At 41.5% G+C, this 19,776-nt stretch carries 17 protein-coding genes, 1 tRNA gene and 1 other annotated feature; of the genes, 9 read left to right on the forward strand and 9 right to left on the reverse strand.

Annotated elements, in window-relative coordinates:
- Nucleotides 1-21: 21 nt before the first annotated feature.
- From BN6556_RS19650 to BN6556_RS19665, 4 genes are all read left to right on the forward strand, one after another.
- Nucleotides 22-897, forward strand: a complete 876-nt coding sequence (locus tag BN6556_RS19650; protein ID WP_066195261.1) for an ATP-binding cassette domain-containing protein — start codon at nt 22-24, stop codon at nt 895-897.
- Nucleotides 894-1,613 (forward strand): hypothetical protein, encoded by a 720-nt coding sequence (locus tag BN6556_RS19655; RefSeq protein WP_078060174.1) that lies wholly within the window; start codon nt 894-896, stop codon nt 1,611-1,613. Before BN6556_RS19650 ends, BN6556_RS19655 begins: the two co-directional genes overlap by 4 nt.
- An 84-nt stretch (nt 1,614-1,697) precedes the next feature.
- Nucleotides 1,698-2,069: a GntR family transcriptional regulator gene (locus BN6556_RS19660; RefSeq protein WP_066195264.1), complete on the forward strand. Its 372-nt coding sequence runs from the start codon at nt 1,698-1,700 to the stop codon at nt 2,067-2,069.
- A gap of 218 nt (nt 2,070-2,287) precedes the next feature.
- Nucleotides 2,288-2,722 (forward strand): universal stress protein, encoded by a 435-nt coding sequence (locus tag BN6556_RS19665; protein ID WP_066195266.1) that lies wholly within the window; start codon nt 2,288-2,290, stop codon nt 2,720-2,722.
- Between the two features lie 54 nt (nt 2,723-2,776).
- Here the strand turns inward: BN6556_RS19665 and BN6556_RS19670 are convergent, their stop codons facing one another.
- The 3 genes from BN6556_RS19670 to BN6556_RS19680 all read right to left on the reverse strand — a co-directional run bounded on the left by BN6556_RS19670 (nt 2,777) and on the right by BN6556_RS19680 (nt 5,713).
- Nucleotides 2,777-4,504 carry an ABC transporter ATP-binding protein gene (locus BN6556_RS19670; protein ID WP_066195273.1) on the reverse strand — a complete coding sequence of 576 codons (1,728 nt, stop codon included), beginning with the start codon at nt 4,502-4,504 and terminating at the stop codon, nt 2,777-2,779.
- Between the two features lie 179 nt (nt 4,505-4,683).
- Entirely contained in the window at nt 4,684-5,481 is a 798-nt protein-coding gene (locus BN6556_RS19675) for a MerR family transcriptional regulator (RefSeq protein WP_066195277.1), read from the reverse strand.
- Nucleotides 5,482-5,620: 139 nt separating this feature from the next.
- A tRNA-Ser gene (locus BN6556_RS19680) sits at nt 5,621-5,713 on the reverse strand.
- A gap of 216 nt (nt 5,714-5,929) precedes the next feature.
- Between BN6556_RS19680 and BN6556_RS19685 the strand changes: the two genes are divergently transcribed.
- Nucleotides 5,930-6,160: a PF20097 family protein gene (locus tag BN6556_RS19685; protein WP_066195283.1), complete on the forward strand. Its 231-nt coding sequence runs from the start codon at nt 5,930-5,932 to the stop codon at nt 6,158-6,160.
- 293 nt (nt 6,161-6,453) lie between these two features.
- Here BN6556_RS19685 and serS read toward each other — a convergent pair whose 3' ends face one another.
- The 5 genes from serS to guaB all read right to left on the reverse strand — a co-directional run bounded on the left by serS (nt 6,454) and on the right by guaB (nt 12,617).
- On the reverse strand, nt 6,454-7,728 hold the full coding sequence (gene serS / locus BN6556_RS19690; RefSeq protein WP_066195288.1) for a serine--tRNA ligase: 1,275 nt from the start codon (nt 7,726-7,728) through the stop codon (nt 6,454-6,456).
- Nucleotides 7,729-7,805: 77 nt separating this feature from the next.
- Nucleotides 7,806-8,021: a binding site (T-box leader), on the reverse strand.
- 18 nt (nt 8,022-8,039) lie between these two features.
- The gene (gene pdxT / locus BN6556_RS19700; protein ID WP_066195297.1) at nt 8,040-8,609 is read right to left on the reverse strand and encodes a pyridoxal 5'-phosphate synthase glutaminase subunit PdxT; all 570 of its coding nucleotides are present in this window, start codon (nt 8,607-8,609) and stop codon (nt 8,040-8,042) included.
- Nucleotides 8,610-8,624: 15 nt separating this feature from the next.
- Nucleotides 8,625-9,509: a pyridoxal 5'-phosphate synthase lyase subunit PdxS gene (gene pdxS / locus BN6556_RS19705; RefSeq protein ID WP_066195300.1), complete on the reverse strand. Its 885-nt coding sequence runs from the start codon at nt 9,507-9,509 to the stop codon at nt 8,625-8,627.
- A gap of 82 nt (nt 9,510-9,591) precedes the next feature.
- The gene (locus BN6556_RS19710) at nt 9,592-10,932 is read right to left on the reverse strand and encodes a D-alanyl-D-alanine carboxypeptidase family protein (protein WP_066195303.1); all 1,341 of its coding nucleotides are present in this window, start codon (nt 10,930-10,932) and stop codon (nt 9,592-9,594) included.
- A 212-nt stretch (nt 10,933-11,144) separates the two neighbouring features.
- Nucleotides 11,145-12,617, reverse strand: a complete 1,473-nt coding sequence (guaB, locus tag BN6556_RS19715) for an IMP dehydrogenase (RefSeq protein ID WP_066195310.1) — start codon at nt 12,615-12,617, stop codon at nt 11,145-11,147.
- 448 nt (nt 12,618-13,065) lie between these two features.
- Between guaB and BN6556_RS19720 the strand changes: the two genes are divergently transcribed.
- The 4 genes from BN6556_RS19720 (at nt 13,066) to BN6556_RS19735 (ending at nt 18,552) form a co-directional block, all read left to right on the forward strand.
- Complete coding sequence (locus BN6556_RS19720) at nt 13,066-14,037, forward strand: sugar-binding protein (protein WP_066195313.1); 972 nt, start codon at nt 13,066-13,068, stop codon at nt 14,035-14,037.
- Nucleotides 14,024-15,445: a sensor histidine kinase gene (locus tag BN6556_RS19725; protein ID WP_235817556.1), complete on the forward strand. Its 1,422-nt coding sequence runs from the start codon at nt 14,024-14,026 to the stop codon at nt 15,443-15,445. The genes BN6556_RS19720 and BN6556_RS19725 overlap by 14 nt, the downstream gene beginning before the upstream one ends.
- The gene (locus BN6556_RS19730) at nt 15,442-16,974 is read left to right on the forward strand and encodes a response regulator transcription factor (protein WP_066195316.1); all 1,533 of its coding nucleotides are present in this window, start codon (nt 15,442-15,444) and stop codon (nt 16,972-16,974) included. The genes BN6556_RS19725 and BN6556_RS19730 overlap by 4 nt, the downstream gene beginning before the upstream one ends.
- Nucleotides 16,975-17,145: 171 nt before the next feature.
- Nucleotides 17,146-18,552, forward strand: a complete 1,407-nt coding sequence (locus tag BN6556_RS19735) for a sugar porter family MFS transporter (RefSeq protein WP_066195320.1) — start codon at nt 17,146-17,148, stop codon at nt 18,550-18,552.
- 147 nt (nt 18,553-18,699) lie between these two features.
- On the opposite strand, the gene BN6556_RS19740 is transcribed toward BN6556_RS19735, so the two are convergent.
- Nucleotides 18,700-19,740, reverse strand: a complete 1,041-nt coding sequence (locus BN6556_RS19740) for an HD-GYP domain-containing protein (protein ID WP_130858887.1) — start codon at nt 19,738-19,740, stop codon at nt 18,700-18,702.
- Nucleotides 19,741-19,776 lie beyond the last annotated feature (36 nt).

Raw genomic sequence — 19,776 nt, forward strand, 5'->3', positions numbered from 1 at the left:
TAATACAAAGGAGGAATTTAGATGGGATATGCCATAGAGGTAAAAGACTTAACGGTGAACTACAAGCAATTTCAGGCTCTAGATCAATTAAACTTTTCCTTAGCACCTAATAAAATCCATGGACTATTAGGCAGAAACGGGGCAGGTAAGACGACGTTATTAACCATTCTCTCCTCATTTCGACCGGCTAAGCAAGGCACTGTGTTGATTGATGGAAGGAATCCGTTTGATGACGAGGAAATCATGGAAGGGACGGTGTTTATCTATGACAAGGATTATACCTATGACTACAGCAAAATAGATACAGTGATCAAAGAAATGAACTATTTCCGCCCTAATTTTGACGAGGACTATGCCAGAAACTTAATCAAAAAATTTAAGATATCGGATAAGAAGACCATCAATCAATTGTCAAAAGGAAAGCAGTCAGCCTTCCAAATAACGATTGGATTAGCTAGCCGCGCACCGCTTACTATTTTTGATGAGGCCTATCTTGGGATGGATGCCCCGTCAAGAGAACTGTTTTATCAGGAGTTACTGACCGAACAAGAGCGATACCCACGGACAATTATTTTTTCCAGCCATTTGGTGTCGGAAATGGAATATTTGTTTGATGACGTGGTGATGATTGATGAAGGCAAACTATTACTGCAAGGGAGCTATGAAGAGGTGATCGAGCAGGGCTTCTCCATAACCGGAGCTCAAGCAGATGTTGATCACTTTACACACTCTTTAGAGATAATCAACGAGAAGCGTTTGGGGGGAACGAAATCGGTAATGGTTTATGGTGCCTTGTCCAATCAGCAACAACAAGAGGCAAAATCATCTGGACTGGAAGTAGGTTCCTTATCCTTACACGACCTATTCGTCCATGTCACGAAGGAGGAAGAAGAATGAATCAAACCATGGCAAGATCCAAGAAGTTAGGCTGGGGAGTATTAGCAGAACAGGCAAAATGGGCAGTATGGTTCCTGGTGATTTTATGTTTGATTTTTTTGGGACTCACTTTGCTCCATAACTATGTTGAATCCGTTCAACTTGATGATTTTATGATAAACAACAATGCTTCCGCTATTTTTATGTTGATTGTAGGGATATTGTGCACCTATAGTTTTCTTGATTATTACGTTAAATTAGGGATCACTCGCAGAAATTTCTTCAAGACGGCCCTATTTGCCTCTATCTTATTATCAATCCTTTTGTCTATTGCTTTTATTCTGATGATCGTGCTGTTAGAATGGATCATTACTGTCATGGGTATGGCGATCCCTTGGACGGATCAAGTAAGCAATAGTGACATCGCTCAGGTATTAACACAATTCATCAGCTACACACTCATTCATTTTTCCTATTTTTTAATGGGGTGGATGATCGGACTGGGTTTCTATCGTTTCCGTTGGTTCATTGGCCTTTTATTTGTTGCAGCTGGTTTATTATTAGCTAGTCTCATGAAAATGTTGTATGTCAATCTATTTCACGTTGGTCCGATCGTGCTGCTCCCCGACACTTGGGTGATTACTGGTTTTCTCGCTCATCTACTTTCGGTATTGCTGTTCCTGACCTTGATTGCTGCTAATTACCGCTTGATAAAAGATGTAACGATTCGATTATAAACGGGGATACTTCTCGACGATCTTAGTGATTTTTATGATAATGTTTCACGTGAAAATCATCCAAGAAAGGAGGAAAACAGAGCGATGTCTGCTTCATTTCATGATAATAAACCAATCTTTATTCAAGTACGAGAACAGATAGAGGATCAAATTGTAAATGATCAGTTGAAAGAAGGGGATCAAGCACCCTCTACCAATCAACTAGTTCAATTTTATAAAATCAATCACGCCACCATCTCCAAAGGGATTACACAATTAGTAGATGAAGGTATTTTATTTAAAAAGAGGGGGGTCGGAATGTTTGTTGCAGAAGGGGCAAAACAAGTATTGATCGAAAAACGAAAACAGGCCTTTATGGAAGATTACGTAATCGGCTTGGTGCAAGAGGCAGAGAAATTGCAGATTAGTGACAAGGAGATGATCGAGCTGATCCAGCAGGCTAAAAAAGAAATCTAGTACAGCTAAGGCATGTAGAGTAGCAGCGCCTGGCTTCTCCACATGCTTTATCCGTTTATCTTCTGAAATAAATCTCTTTTAGGTCACCATATCAATCGACTAAGCAAGATATTTTGCAAATGAACCCCAATATAATTATAGAATGACAGAGACTCATATTATTTCCATAAATATGTTATACTAACATTAGAACAACAGATAGGAAAGGGCGTGTTCTCATGACGACCAATATTTTAGTTGCTTATGACAGTTCAGAATTAAGTGAAAAAGCAGTAGAAGAGGCCAAAAGACAGGCACAGCTCGTTGAGAATGCTGTGATACATGTGGTAACGGTGGTTTCACATGGTGGTCCAACAACAAATGCAATGCTGGCACGTAGTTTTATGAACGACCTCGCCGAAGAAGCCCGCCCCGGCTTGGAGCGCATTCAAAACGAATTAGAGAAAGAAGGACTGCCATGCACCTCAGATGTCCTCTTGGATTATTCTTTTCGTAATCCAGGCTCCAAACTTGTCGAGTATGCAGACGAAAATCAGATCGAATTAATTGTATTAGGCAGTCGAGGACTAGGTGGAGTAGGTAAATTTCTACTAGGAAGTGTCAGCAGTCAAATTGTTCAGCAAGCAAAATGTAAAGTTCTAATTTTGAAATAAGTTCGATGAAAAGCCTGCACACCATTTGGGAAAAGTTGTGTGCAGGCTGTTTTTTTACGTCAATTGCTGTTCAGCAAACGAGCGATATAACGCATGATGCTCCATTAATTCTTGGTGGGTTCCTTTTCCGGTAATTTCTCCTTGTTCGATAAAAATGATTTGATCGGCATGAACAATCGTTGCTAGTCGATGGGCAATAACAAAGGTCGTTCTGCCTTCCATCAAACGATGCAGTGCCTTTTGTACGACTTGCTCCGATTGACTGTCTAAGCTGGCTGTTGCTTCATCCAGTAACAATAATTTCGGGTTGCGCAGAAAGGCACGCGCAATATTAATACGCTGACGCTGTCCGCCTGATAGTTTCGTCCCTCTTTCACCTACCTCGGTATCTAAGCTTTGGGGAAGTTCTTGAATAAATTGTTCGGCATAAGCCATTCTTGCCACTTCCCACAGCTGTCGGTCTGTGATCTCATTCGCATTCGCTAAACCATACGTCAAGTTCTCTCTTACTGTCCCCGACATCATCGAGCTTTCCTGAGAAACATAACCAAGCTGGGAACGCCAGGAGCGCATCGACAATTCGTTGATCGATTGATCACCAATTAGAACTTGCCCATTGGTAGGCTGATAATAGCGTTCAATCAAGCCAAAGACTGTTGTTTTTCCACCGCCACTTGGACCAGCGAACGCGATCATCTCTCCCGATTGCGCCGAGAAAGACATATTATTGATAACCGGCTCCCCTGTTTCATAAGCGAAGTCCACCCCTTGAAAGTGAAGCGGCAGACCATCGATCGAACGCTCCACTCCTTGATGTGTTTCTTCGACATCCTTTTCTAAAATTTCCATGATTCGTCCGGTTGCCCCTTTTGCCTTTTGCAATTCGGTAAAGAACATCGCAAACGTGGTAATCGGGAAGACGATCTGGAATAAATAAAGTAAGAAGGCGACCAAAGAGCCAGTAGACATTGTGCCTTCTTCGACACGAATCCCACCATATCCAATAATCACGACGATCACAAACATGACAATCATATACATAAACGGACCAACAACGGCAAAGATTTTGGCTTCTCTTAGACCGGTTTTAAGCAAACCAAGGATACCTTTCATCCCTTTTTTTACTTCCATATCTTCGGCGGTTGATGATTTCATTAACTTGATTTCACTGACTGTCTGCTGGATCTCACCTTGAAAAGATGCCGTCTGATCTTGCAGTTTTCTGGAAACCTTCGACATTCGCGATCCCAAAGGCATCATCACTAATACCGTCAATGGCACAGCAACTAACATCATTAAGGTCATTCGCCAATCCATAATCAATAGAATAACGACGGCACCGATAATCGAAATCAATCCCGAGATAAACTGGGGGAAATGTTGAGAGACGAGATTCTTAACAATACCTGTATCATTGATAACCCGGCTGACCGACTCCCCGCTCGGCTGTTGGTCAAAATAACGAACAGGCAGGCGAATTAGCTTCATCCAGATGGTTTCACGCAGGCCAGCAACCACCTTTTGTCCTACAAAGGCTAAGGCATAGCCTGAAAATCCATCAATCAGCGCATGCAGTATAAAAATGCCGACAATTAACGCAATAAATCCGGCACTAATCGTTGTGAATGAGAATCCATCGACCAATTCCCTTGTTAGTAATGGGATCGTTAAACCAACTAAAGTGGTTAACACGCTCCCTATCAGCCCAAGCACCAAAATAAACGTTGGTAGTTTTAATGAAAAAATAAGTGACATAAACGCCTTAACCGATTGATTCTCCATATCATTTCTCCTTCTGTGATCCTTTTCCTTTATCATATAACATTCATGCAAGTGCTCACTTTGCTATCCATACTGCTTATAGAACCGTCTATTTTAGATACCATTCCGTCTTGTTACTTGAATGTTTTAGTGTATAGTTTTAACATATATCAAATGGCCCTCGCTGACTTCTGTAAGGGTTACGATTGGTCCGCACTGCTCTGATAAAAATGATCAAAGACCTCCCCAAGCCAAGCTTCTTCTTTTTTATTGAAAGGAATATAGGATAGCCTCTCCATCTCTTGCAAAAACTGCAAGATTTGCTCTTCGTTTTCCTCGTGATGGATATCCATTTTGAAAATACCTTCCACATCTTGTATTCTATCGAGCTTCAATAACCCCAATAAATAATCAAAATAATCCTCGACCACTGCGGTCACCTCTGGATCTTCTGGCGGTCTGCCTGTTAATCGCTTCAACTCTTTTAAAAATTGCAGCAATTTTTGCTCATATTCCATCTTTTCCATTATCGTTAAACCGAATAACCTCGACCATATCTCTTCTTTCATCATTGGCTTAGTCATTTCCTCTTGTTTCTTTTCTGATTGTATGCCTGACACCAGACTAAATAACAAATCACTGTCAATTTCCTCTTCTTGATCCATCAGGTGAACCGTTCGTTGAATCGTTTCCAAGGCCGTTTCAATCTGTGCTTTATCCTCTCTTAACTTGGACTGCTGTAAAAGTAAGGTATCCTTAAAGCCTAGATCTAAGGCATCTGATTGTAAATATTTTTTGATAGCGGCTAACGGAAACCCAAGAAATTTCATCGTCATAATTTGATGTAGTCTCATGGCATCGTTTTTGTCATAGATGCGATGTCCCGCTTGATTGCGTTTAGGCTGCATCAGCTCTTTCTCTTCATAATAATGCAAGGTGCGAACAGAAACCCCTGTATAGGCGGCAAATTCACTAACTGTAAAAGCTTCCGAATCCATAAAGATGACACCTCCTATTCTACATACTATCTTACCACCTAACGTAACGTGAGGGGCAAGTGTTTTTCATGAAAAAAAATCGCTATCGATAAGGATAGCGATTTTTTCTATATATGTATATTGCTTTATTTTCATTATATGGCGGAGGAGGAGGGATTCGAACCCCCGCGAGCCGTGAAGCCCCTGGCGGTTTTCAAGACCGCTCCCTTCAGCCGGACTTGGGTACTCCTCCGAATTACTGACGACAAGTAATAATATAGCACAGCGAAAAAGGCAAGTCAAGAGGATTTAAAAAGTTCTGCATTAAACCGAACAGCCAAACGACCATTATCCAAAAAATACTAAAGTACTTTATGTTTTATTGAAATCTCTCCTTTTTATCTGATAACATAACAATAAAATATTTCCAAAGAAAACTCATCCATTTTTCAAAAAGGAGAGAGCTATTATGTATGATAAATGTCCTAATTGTGGAAGCAAGCAGCTACAAGAGGGAATAATAAGAGCCTCCAATGCTGAATTATACATTTACTCTAAAAAGAAAAGGAAAGAATGGCATGATAAAGTTCCGTTAAATTCTGATTTAGGAGCTTCTTCAACGATAACAGCTAAATACTGCACGGAATGTGGGTTTATTTTGGCTGCTTTTGTAGATGAGCCAAATTATTTAAACGACTAAATGAACGCTAGTTGAGTAGATAGCTATTATGAAATGGATTCAATTAGCAGCGTTTTTATTTCTTCTAAATCCCCAAAATATCAGTCTATAGATTGAAAAGTACAGACTGAAAAGAATAAATTTTCCTCCATATCAAAAAAATATAAAAGTAATTAGCGATATTTGTCATTTAGTCCTTTGTTTTTAGACTTTTACTTTATCCTACTTCGAAAAAGAAAACATGCGGTTAGACATTACTATATCATCTATATTAAAAGAAGAAGCCCCATCCAACAAGGCTTCTTCTCCATTTTTTACCCAATCACTGTCTTATTCCCCATATATGGCACTAACACCTCTGGTACCTTAATCGTACCATCGGCCTGCTGATAATTTTCGATAATCGCGGCTACGGTACGGCCAATCGCCAGTCCTGATCCATTTAAGGTATGGACAAACTCGGGTTTCCCCTTCTCTTCACGGCGGAAACGAATACCAGCACGTCTTGCTTGGAAGTCTTCAAAATTAGAACAAGAAGAAATCTCACGATACGTGTCATTGCTTGGCATCCACACCTCGATATCGTATTTCTTGGCGGCGGTAAAGCCTAGATCGGCTGTACACATGCTCAGAACGCGATAAGGTAAATCAAGTAGCTGGAGTACCTTCTCCGCATGTCCTGTTAATTCCTCTAACACTTGATAAGAATCTTCTGGTTTGACCATTTGGACCAATTCTACTTTATTAAATTGATGCTGGCGGATCAATCCCCTTGTATCACGGCCGGCTGAGCCTGCTTCAGAACGGAAACAGCCGCTAAAGGCGGTGAATTTCTTCGGTAGCTCTTCTCCTTTGAGGATTTCTTCTCGATGATAATTAGTCACTGGTACTTCTGCGGTTGGTGCTAAAAAATAGTCCCACCCTTCAATCTTGAAGGCGTCCTCTTCAAATTTTGGCAGCTGCCCTGTGCCGGTCATACTGGTACGGTTCACCATATATGGCGGCAGCATTTCCTGGTAGCCATGCTCATCGGCATGTAAATCCATCATAAAATTTAGCAAAGCACGTTCCAGGCGGGCACCTAATCCCTTATAAAAGACAAAACGGCTGCCTGTCACCTTTGCTGCCCGTTCAAAATCGAGAATATCCAGGGACGTGGCCAGATCCCAGTGTGCTTGTTCCTGAAAATCAAATGAAGGCAGCTGTCCCCACTTGCGGACTTCCACATTGTCATCCTCGGTTTCGCCAATCGGTGTAGACTCATGCGGGATATTAGGGATAGAGAGCATAAGTAAATCTAACGTCTCTTCTACTTCTCGCAGCTCACTATCAATCGCTTTAATTCGATCACCGACTTCACGCATTTCAGCAATCTTATCATCGGCGTCCTGCTTTTCTTTTTTCAATTGAGAGATTTGTTTGGACACCTCATTACGTGTCGCCTTTAATTCTTCCGACTCCAAAATCAATTTGCGACGTTTCTCATCCAAATCACCAAAGCGATCCAAATCGGTTAAATCTTCTCCTCTGTGCTGTAATTTCTCTTTCACCTCATTAAAATGGTTGCGAAGTAGTTTCCTATCCAGCATGTTAGTGCCTCCTTTTTTTGATTACAGCTGATAAGTGCCTCTATAAAAAAACTCCCGCCCCTTGCTATGGTCTTCATAGCAGGGACGAGAGTTTTTCCCGCGATACCACCCTGATTGGAGAATAGACTTCTCCCGGCTTCTTTCAGTCGATAACGGTCTGCACCGGGTACATGTACTTTGCTTTCCATCTACCACTCCAGGATGGATTCACTTAGGCACTATGCCGATTTTCAGCTACCATCGGCTCTCTGAGATAGTTTGCCTAAATTACTATTTCCTATCGTCGTTTTACTTATCCTATGTTTATTATATTACTTTTCCACCATTTTGACAAAGTATTCAGTCAAGCGATGGTCATCGGTTAATTCGGGATGAAAGGAGCTGCATAGATAATGCCCTTGCTTGGCTGCTACAATGCTGCCCTGATATTCTGCCAGCACCTCTACCTCATTACCTACAGCCTCGATTTGCGGCGCTCGAATAAAGACCGCTTCAAAATCATCTGCCACCCCTTTAATCGCTAATTCCGCTTCAAAGGACTCACGCTGACGGCCAAAGGCATTGCGCTCTACCTTGATATCCATCAAACCCAAATGCGGCTTTTCCTGTCCAACAATTTGATTGGCTAATAGAATCAGTCCGGCACAGGTGCCAAAGATTGGCTTACCCGCTTGTCCAAATGCCTTTAATGGCTCAAAAAAGTCATATTTATCAATCAAACGGCGCATCGTGGTACTTTCCCCGCCTGGCAAAACTAAGCCATCAATGTCCGCTAATTCTTCTTTATGCTTGATTACTGCTGCTTCCGCTCCTGCTGTCTCAATCGAACGAACATGTTCACGGATTGCACCTTGTAAACCTAATACACCGATTTTTACCATCTGCTAACTAACTCCTTACCAGCCACGATCCTGCATACGATCAGCAGGCTCAATATTGCTAATTTCAATTCCTTTCATGGCTGTTCCAAGATCCTGGGATACCTTAGCGATCAATTCATAATCTTCATAATGCGTGGTTGCTTCCACAATAGCACGAGCAAATTTAGCCGGGTTGTCTGATTTGAAGATACCAGATCCTACAAATACACCATCTGCCCCAAGTTGCATCATTAAAGCCGCATCGGCTGGTGTCGCTACACCACCTGCTGCAAAGTTTACAACCGGTAGACGACCGTTTTCTCTAATATTTAATAAGACTTCATATGGTGCACCTAAATCTTTCGCATAGGTCATCACTTCGTCTTCATTCATATTGACCAGTTTACGCACTTGTGCATTGACTTCACGGATATGACGTACTGCTTCTACAATGTTCCCGGTGCCGGGTTCACCTTTGGTACGAAGCATCGAAGTTCCTTCCCCAATTCGACGAGCAGCTTCACCTAAGTTGCGGCAGCCACATACAAACGGGACGGTATATTCACGCTTATTGAGGTGATAAACCTCATCTGCAGGGGTTAGTACTTCACTTTCATCAATATAATCAACGCCTAAGGCTTCTAATACACGTGCTTCGACGATATGACCAATACGCGCTTTCGCCATAACTGGAATCGATACAGCGCCCATTACTTCTTCTACAATGGTTGGGTCGGCCATCCGTGCTACACCGCCAGCGGCACGAATGTCAGATGGCACTCGTTCCAAAGCCATTACCGCAACAGCGCCTGCCTCTTCGGCAATTTTCGCTTGTTCGGCGTTGACCACGTCCATAATGACGCCACCTTTTTGCATTTCTGCCATACCGCGTTTTACTCTATCTGTACCTACTTTAGACATATCTCGTTCCTCCTATATATTATCAGTTCCTATATCTATTATATAATAGATAGGGCTTAAATGCCAACTGGCTTAATCGGGATTAATCAAATAAACCTTTTACAAAATCAACAACGGTCGTGAATAAGCCACTAAAGAAATGGCCAATCGCGCTTAAAGAAAGCATAAACCAATTCGCTTTTTCCACACCAGAAGTCGTCACTAAGTCGACGCGATGCCCCCCGGTTGTTTCATCAATATAGCCGTAATCGCTGTCTCCGTTATAATTAAGTACTACTTCGCCAATCTTCTCACCCGACTCAATAGGCGCTTCTAAACTGCCATCTGCCGTTAATTTATCTTCATCCATCTGATATTCGACGGAGTACAGCTCCTCTTCTTCATCCGCAATCATCGATGAAATAGGTTCAGCTGCTGCAATATTTACCGTGTTATCTTTCCCTTTAGCAACCGGCAAGGTCGTTTGATCTTCTAACTGGTAACCAGCAGGGAATAATTCGGTGGATGCAAACTGAGAAAAGCCAAACTCCATTAATTTTTGCGTTTCTTCAAAACGTTCCCCTTCTGAACCAGTTTTCATGACAACCGTAATTAAACGTCGATCGCCCTGTTGCGCCGTTCCGGTAAAGCAATATCCCGCCGCATCGGTATGTCCTGTTTTCAGTCCATCAATTCCTTCATAACCATATTGGGCAAAATTATCATTGTCCCATGGCAGCATCCAGTTCAGATTCTCCAATTGACGATTATCCAATTCGGTTGTTTGCATACTGGTATATTCCAAGGCTTCTGGATGATCATTGATTAAGTGATAGGCAAGTAAGGCAGCTGATTTTGCCGACAGTAAATTGTCAGCATTTGGATCGGTTCCTTCTGGCGCATTCTCCCCTAAATCTGCATTTCCAAGTCCAGTTGAATTAACAAATTTATAATCGGTTAAACCTAGTTCTTCTGCCTTGTCATTCATCATCTGGACAAATTCGCCTTCCGAACCAGCTACTAGTTCTGCTAAGGCAACGGTTGTCCCATTATCAGAAATAATCGACATCGCTTCGTACAACTGACGCACGGTGTAATCTTTTCCTTGGGTTAAACCAATCCCTGAAAAGCCAGGATCAGAAGATAGCCAATAGGCATAATCACTGATTTCGGTCGTATCATCCCAATTTATATCTCCGTTTGCTATCGCCTCTAGGACCAGGTATTCAGTCATCATTTTCGTCATACTAGCTGGAGGTAATTTTAAATCAGATTGTTTTTCATATAGTATTTTTCCTGTATCGGCATCTACCACAATGGCTGATTCTGCCGTTGTCTCTATGTTTTCTATCCCTTTAATGGTTACAGCATTCATGGTAAATGCAGTAATGGTCAATACGGTAATCATCGTTAATATACTTAATTTTTTTATTGTTGCTTTCACTCTTTCTACCTCCAACGATATTTTTCATACGAAATTATTTTACCACAACTACAACAAATAGAAAATAACGCTATGTGCCTAACTGAAAATTATTTTGATGGACTCATGGTGTTCCTATTTTCTTATCTGGCAAAAAAAAAGGGCTGTCTTCTGAAGTTCTCTATTAAGACTTGTAAGACAGCCGCTGTGCTTTATTCAATTGATGAAAAACATCATGTTACGGAGTAGTTTGGTGATTCTTTGGTAATCTGCACATCATGGGGATGACTCTCACGAAGTCCAGCACCGGTCATACGGATGAAATAGGCATCATTGCGCATTATATCGATCGTTGCAGCGCCACAATAACCCATACCTGCACGTAAACCACCGAGCAGTTGATGAACCGTATCGGCTAACGGTCCTTTATAGGCTACACGACCTTCAATACCCTCTGGCACCAATTTCTTGGCGTCTTGGGAGTCTTGGAAGTAACGATCATTGGATCCGCTTTGCATCGATTTGACCGATCCCATGCCACGGTATACCTTATAACGTCTGCCTTGGAATATTTCTGTTTCACCAGGGCTTTCTGATACTCCGGCAAAAAGACTTCCTAACATAACGGCATGTGCCCCAGCTGCAATGGCCTTCGCGATATCACCGGAATACTTAATTCCGCCATCTGCAATGACTGGAACACCGTATTTTTCCGCCTCTGTCGCACAATCATTCACCGCAGTAATTTGTGGCACACCTACACCTGCGACAACACGAGTCGTACAGATCGAACCTGGTCCAATACCAACCTTGATAATATTGGCGCCTGCCTCAATTAAAGCCTTGGTTGCTTCAGCTGTTGCTACATTACCTGCGATAATATCAATATGAGGATATTGGTCACGCACACGGCTCACCTGTTCCAGTACCCCTTTTGAATGACCATGTGCCGTATCAATAACTAGTACATCTACCCCAGCCTCTACTAATTTTTCGATGCGGGTCAGGGAGTCTGCCGTTATACCTACTGCAGCACCAACCAATAAACGACCTTGTTTGTCCTTCGCCGAATGCGGAAATTCAATCACTTTCTCAATATCTTTAATCGTGATTAATCCTTTTAACACACCGGCTTGATTGACGAGAGGAAGTTTTTCGATTTTATGTTTTTGTAAGATCTTTTCCGCTTCTTTAAGATCTGTATCTACTGGTGCGGTGACTAAGTTTTTACTTGTCATCACTTCTGAAATCCGAATTGAATAGTCTTCAATAAAACGGAGATCTCGATTCGTTAAAATGCCAACAAGTTTTTGTTCCTCTTCATTGTTGACAATAGGCACACCTGATATACGGAATTTACCCATTAAATGCTCGGCATCGAACACTTGATGCTCCGGAGTCAGGAAGAACGGGTTAGTAATCACACCACTTTCTGAGCGTTTGACACGATCTACCTGTTCGGCTTGATCTTCGATGGACATATTCTTATGGATGATCCCTATCCCGCCTTGTCGCGCAATCGATATAGCAAGTTGTGCCTCGGTCACCGTATCCATACCTGCACTTAAAAATGGGATATTAAGTGTGATGTTATCCGATAACTTGGTTTGTACCGATACTTCCTTTGGCAATACATTAGACTCTGCTGGTACTAATAGTACATCATCAAAGGTTAATCCTTCTTTACTGAATTTATCCGTTCTCATCGATATGCCTCCTTGTTTTTTGTAATCACTATGTGAATGAATAATAGATTGGAGAATAATGGTGACTTTCGCCTATTTCACAGGCTTTACACCCTTAACTATTGTTAATTACAATACGACATGTTACGGTGTTTTTCAACCTTTTTTTATTGGCAGTGAAGTGGGCTTTGTCTAACGATAGGATAAAATCAATCATGTAAGAGGTTACATCGTCTTGATTTTTTTATACTCAAAGAAGGATAAAATTCTTGGGATCATTAGAAAAGGGAACGATTTTAACATGAACGAATCGGGAGCCTGTATCTATTTTTAATTAGTGATAAAGGAAAGGTCGGGTTTTTTCCATCTTTTCTTATACGATACGGGAGGATAAGATCGATGAGGTCATTGTGCTTTGTCGGTATATTGTTATGATACACTAAACTTATCTTATAAGAGGAGGCATTGGATGAAATATATATATTCGCTCCTTATCATTGGCGTAGTTGCAACGATTAGTTTGTCAATCTATTCTTTTATACAAGCACAGCAAGCAGACCAGGAAATAACAGAAAAATCAGCCACTACAGAGCAGATGCCAGCCTATCATTTTGTCTTAATTGGCGAGGAAATGGATCATGATTATTGGAAACTAGTCGGAGAAGGTGCACAAGACACAGAAGAAAAATATGATGTAGCCATTGAATATAATGGTCCCAGACGCTCCAATCCGGATGAACAATTAAAACTGTTGGATATGGCAATCAAATCCAAAGTCGATGGCATTATTGTACAAGCCTTAAATGACGATTTTCTCCCGGTCATCGACAAAGCGGTCGAACAAGGAATACCGGTGATAACGATTGATACAGACGCCCCTGAGAGTCGTCGATCGGCATATATTGGAACAGATAATTACCAAGCAGGGCGGCAGGCGGGGGAACAGCTCCTAAATGATTTAAGTCCAGATGAAAAGGTAGGTATTATTACCGGCAGTTTCACCAATGACCATCACAAACTACGTGTCAAGGGGTTCAAAGATGTCGTGGAAGAAGAAGGGGTAGATATCGTTGCCATCGAAGAATCCAATATAAGCAGAACCACCGCTGAAGGGAAGGCATACAGCATGTTGCGAGATCATCCAGAAATCACGGCATTGTATGGTACCAGCGCATTAGATGGTATCGGTATGGTAGCGGCCATCGAATCATTAGACATCCAAGATGACTTATACGTGATGGCCTTTGATACCTTGGAAGAAAATCTTCAATTACTAGCGCAGGAGAAGATTGACGTCTTAGTTCAACAACAATTTTATAACATTGGTTACACCAGTGTCGAGCTCATGCTGGATGTAATGGAAGGGAAAGACGTTCAAGATACTTATTATACTCCAATTGATTTTTTAAAGAAAGAAGATCTCGGTGATGCGTATGATTAAACTGCGGACGAAATTACTCCTTTACTTTCTTGTTATCTTGGTATCGATGGTTGCCCTTTTTCTCATCCGTGAGTGGCATACACAGCGTATCGTTAGCTTACACGAAGAAAATTCCGAGCATTATTTTCTCTTAAACGAGTTAACCAATAGCACGGATCTTACTTTGCAGTCATTACAAATATTCGTGCATGAACCAACGGAAAATAATAAAGAAGCCTATCAACAGGAAAAGCAGCAGCTGCAGACACTCACAACGGATTTCGAGCAAAAGATTCGTGACAGTATGGACAAGCAGAATTATTTGTCCCTCTTAACTAGTTTTCAAGAATATGCAGATGAGACGATAACGTTAGTGGAGCAGGATCATATTGAGCAATACGCCTCGTCGTTAAATGAAACAGACAGAACCGCCGATTACATTCATGAAAAAACACTGGAATTCATTAATCAACAATTGACAGAGTATCAACATATCATTGAACTAGAGAACCAGCGTATAGAAGAGGCTAAAAAAACAGGTTCTTTCGTCTTTCTAACGATTATCTTGTTAAGTATTTTATTTGCTTTATGGTTCTCCAATGGAGCGACCAAGGTGATTGAAAAACTAACCAGCGCCTCCAAAGAAATTTCGCAAGGCCACTATAATATCCCGGATGTACAAGTATCTCAGCGTGATGAATTACGTGTCCTAACCGATACATTTAACCGCATGAAATACAATATTGTCGAGGCCATCAGCGAAATGAAAGAGAAGGCGAAAATGTCTCAGCTGCTAAAAGAAATGGAGCTGAAAAGTTTACAAAATCAGGTGAATCCACACTTTTTATTTAATACCTTGAACGTTATCTCGAAAACCTCTTATATCGAAGGAGCCGATAAAACTAGTGATTTAATCCATTCCATCTCTGCATTATTGCGCTATAATCTCGGCAATCTTGATAGAGAAACATCCTTGAAGGATGAGGTAGCGGTTGTCAATGAGTATTTCTTCCTCCAGCAAAGTCGATTTGGAGACAGGATTACCTTTGAACAGAATATCGAAGAAGACTGCTTGCATGTTGCCATTCCTTGTTTGACTTTACAACCACTGATTGAGAATGCCTTTGTCCACGGCATCGAGGAAATGGCAGAAGACGCCGTTATTACACTCGCTATTTTTTCAACTGCTCGGCAAGTAGTGATTGAGGTTTCAGATAATGGCAAAGGGATGTCCCAAGCGAAAATAGCAGCAATCTTGAACCATCAAGAGACAGATAGGGAACAAAAAGGGCATTCCACTGGGATCGGCTTGCGCAATGTAATGGAACGATTAAAGATTTTTGATAAATCCAGTGATGTAGCCATTGTCTCTGAAGTAGGTAAAGGAACAACGGTGAGAATCACGCTAGATAAGGGGCGAACTACATGATAAAGATAATGCTGGTAGACGATGAACCAATTGAAAGAGAAGCGATTCAATTAATATTAGAGCGGAATCGAACAGGAATAAAGATTGCAGCAGAAGCAAAAAACGGTAAAGAGGCGGTCGAGCAGGCGATCGAACAAGAACCGGACATTATTTTTATGGATATCAAAATGCCGGAAGTCGATGGTTTGCAAGCAGTGGAGCAAATTTTGGCAAAGCTTCCCGATGTGAAGTGTATCATGGTTTCTGCCTATGACACCTTTCAGTATGCAAAAAGGGCGATGCAGTTTGGCATCAAAGAATATTTATTGAAACCAAATAAACCATCAGAAGTATTAGAAGCATTTGACCGCATGGTGGAGGAATTAACCGATCAAAAATATTGGAATCAACGTTTAGAGCAAGCAAACGCCATTATAGAAACGGAATTCATCTTAACATTGATGATGGATCACGTACATGCTTTGGATTCGGCTTCCTTGGGAGAATGGTTAGAGATTGATGATACATCGATGTTTGTGGTTGTATTCTCTTTCCATTCCGTTGATACATCTCTTACCAGAGAACAAAAAAAACATTGGTATCAACTGTTGAAGAACGTATTAGTGGAGTTACCCTATCCGCATGTTATCGGACCACTGCTTGGTTACCAAGTCCCTGTGCTAGTGAATGGAGAACAGGTTAACAATCGATCCTTCATTGTAGAGGCCGTTCATCATTTGTCCTCGTCTTTTGAGAAAGAACAACTGCAGATTGGGGTAGGAAGACACAAAGATGATTTATCTAAATTCTCCAGTTCCTATGAAGAGGCGATCTTGGCATTGCAATACGCTAAAGACAATCCAAGTTCGTCCTACACTATATTTGAGGAAAAGATGGCCACAGCCGTCCCTCAACAGTCGGATATCGATTTGGAAAAGAAATTACTCCACGCCATTAGGATAGGGGATGAACGACAAGCGAATGAATGGTTCGATCAATATGTAGAGCTGGTCCAAAAACAAGCGAATTATCGAATCGACTTGATCAGCAGAACGATTCAAGATTTTTTCAAGGTATTACAACAAACATTCCAAAAAATAGGTATCTCTATTCCTAGCGTGATAGATTTAGCCACATTGGATAATATCATCTTAATCAAAGAAGCAGCCAGACAGCAGCTGGCGCAGGTGATGGAGAATCTGAGTGAATGGCGTTCTTTCAGTATAGAAGGCGTACTGCATCAAGCAAAAGAATATATCCAGCTACACTACAACAAGCAGCTCACCTTGGAAGAAGTGGCGGATGAAATTGGCTTAAGTTCTTATTATTTTAGCAGACTATTTAAGGAGCAAGCAGGGATTTCTTTTATCGAATATCTAACCAGCCTAAGAATGGAGAAAGCGAAGGAATGGTTATTAGATCCTCGTTATTCTTTGAAGGAGATTGCCTTAACAGTTGGATACAAGGATCCAAACTATTTTAGCCGTGTGTTCAAAAAGACTACACAATACAGCCCTAGTGATTATCGCAAACAATACTTTAGCGGCTAAATGAGATCAAATAACAAAAAAATCTAGTATGTAACAAAAAAGTGAAGATAGTTACCCGCTGAATCCAATATAAACGTGATAAATTAGGAACTAACAAAGAAATTATTTATTTGATTGACAGCGTTTTAATCGAATAAACAGATTAGTTTTATCATCAGAGGAGGATTCAGAATGGAAAAGAAACATTCACTTTGGTATGTTATCTTAATCGCTTCAGCAGCTGGGTTGGCAGGTTTACTGTATGGTTTCGATACAGCTGTTATCTCAGGAGCGATTGGTTACTTGCAGGAAGTCTACGGATTAAGTCCCGCCATGGAAGGCTGGGTTATTTCCTGTGTCATGATTGGTGGTGTGATCGGTGTCGCCTTATCCGGATTTTTAGCCGACCGTTGGGGACGTAAGAAGATCCTCATGGTAGCCGGGGTCTTATTTATTATCTCTGCCTTAGGATCGGCATTGGCCACGGGTGTAACCATGTTAGTCTTCGCCCGAATCATCGGGGGCTTAAGTATTGGTTTTGCCTCTGCATTATCTGTCACTTATATTAGTGAGTGCGCCCCGCCAGCCATTCGCGGCCGCTTAGGTTCGATGTATCAATTATTTACGATTCTTGGTATCTCAGCTACATTTTATATTAACTATGGGGTGGCCAATAGTGGTACCCATGAATGGGGGTTAGAAATCGGCTGGCGGTGGATGCTCGGTTATGGAGCAGTACCAGGGATCATCTTTCTCTTTATTCTGTTCTTTATCCCAGAAAGCCCACGTTATTTAGTTCAGAAAAAAGACAATGATCAAGCCTTTTCTATTTTGCAACGAATCAATGGTAAAGAAATTGCCGAAAAAGAAATAGCAGAAATTAAGGCCTCCATCGAGATAGAAGACAGTAGTTCGATTAAGGAGTTATGGAAACCAGGCTTAAAGAAAGCAATGGGGGTAGGTATTTTTCTTGCTTTATTTAATCAAGTGATCGGTATGAATGCCGTCAACTACTATGGTCCTGATATTTTCCGAAGTGTTGGATTTGAAAATAATACCGAGTTTCTGGCTACCAGTATCATTGGTAGTGTGCAAGTGGTATTTACGATTGTAGGTATTCTTCTCATTGACAGGCTGGGGCGTAAGAAATTGATGGCGATTGGTTCCAGCTTGATGGCTATCTTTATGTTCCTGATTGGCAGTGTCTTCTATTTCGACCCTGCTAATGCCGGTGTCTTATTAATCGTGATGATTGCTGGTTTCACGGCGGCATTCTGTGTATCCATGGGACCAATTCCTTGGATTATGATTCCGGAAATCTTTCCAAATCATTTGCGTGCCAAGGCAGTGGGCATCGCAACAATGTTCTTGTGGGGCGCCAACTGGGCGATCGGACAATTTACTCCTGTATTAATTAACAATATGGGTAATGCGTTTACGTTCTGGATGTTTACTGTGATTAATATTATCTGTTTTACTTTCGTTATGACGATTGTTCCAGAGACCAAAAACAAGTCATTAGAACAAATTTCTCAGTTATGGAAGACAAAAGAGCAGAAGGAGAAAGAGGACCAACTGCAAGATCAGTATTCTCACTAGAAGCTAGGAGATAAAAAAACCGGAGGGAGTGGCATATGGCCGCTTCCTCCGAGTTTTTATCTGATAAGTGCGTATTCTATCGGTTCATCATTCATTATCCTATTATAATGGATACATGATACTCGCTGTTTAAGGCCCCGTAAAAGTTTAGAGTATCTCCTCAACTGCTAGGTGTTGATCTTTTGTCAATTGCACAATTTGGTCATTATGTAATAGGCGAACGATCGGTCGGGAAGGATTTTGCCTATCCAGATAGACAATCGTGGCTGCTTCGCCATTGGAAAGCAATACCTGCGCACCTGCTATTTGCCGCTCCCACACATCCATAAATGCTTCTACAGTGGCAAAATCCAATTGATGATGTTTTTGTTTCTGGATCTCCTCCACAACCTGAAAAGGCGTCTGTGGCTTTTGATAGACTCGGCCCGTTGTCATTGCATGATAGACATCGGAAACGGCAAGAATTTGGGCAAAGGGATGCACCATAGCTCCCTCTACACCAAGTGGATAACCACTCCCATCCATACGCTCATGATGCTGCAAAACTGCCAATTTCATTTCTGATGCCATCAAAGAAACATGCTCTACCATACGATAGGACCATACAGGATGCTGCTTTATTTCATTCCATTCTGCTTCCGTTAATGCCGCTGACTTCTCCAGGAAATTGTTATGTAGTTTGGCCATGCCGCTGTCCATTAGAAAGGCGGCCATGCCAACTTGAAACCATTCCTGCTTATAGCCTAAACGTTTCGCAAGATCAGCAGCCAGCAAAGAAACACTCACCCCGTGATGGAAAAAGTAGTCCTTTGCTGTTGCCTGGTTAGATAATGACAAAATTGAAAAATCACCTTGCCTGACATACGCTAATAAAGGACTCAGAAGCTGACGCACTTGTGGAAGATCGATGCCTATTCCACCTTGCCAGCCCTGGAACATTTTTTTATATGCCGCTACGGTGCCCTCATATACCGTATGAAAGACAGGCTTAGTGGGAAGCTGTGGTTCCTGACGTGCAGGTTTCACCTTTTTGCTTGGAACAAAGGGTTTACCGGAAGCCAGGCTTTCTGATACCTCTACAACAGCTATATTAAAATGCTGTAATGCTTGTATATGTTTTTCAGAAACAATGGTGTTACGCTTCATAATCGGATGTTTACTTAAACCTACAACATCCTTGGTAATCACACACCCATCCTGCAATTGACCGGGATGCACCTGCAA

The organism is Gracilibacillus timonensis (assembly GCF_900086715.1).
GTDB lineage: Bacteria > Bacillota > Bacilli > Bacillales > Amphibacillaceae > Gracilibacillus > Gracilibacillus timonensis.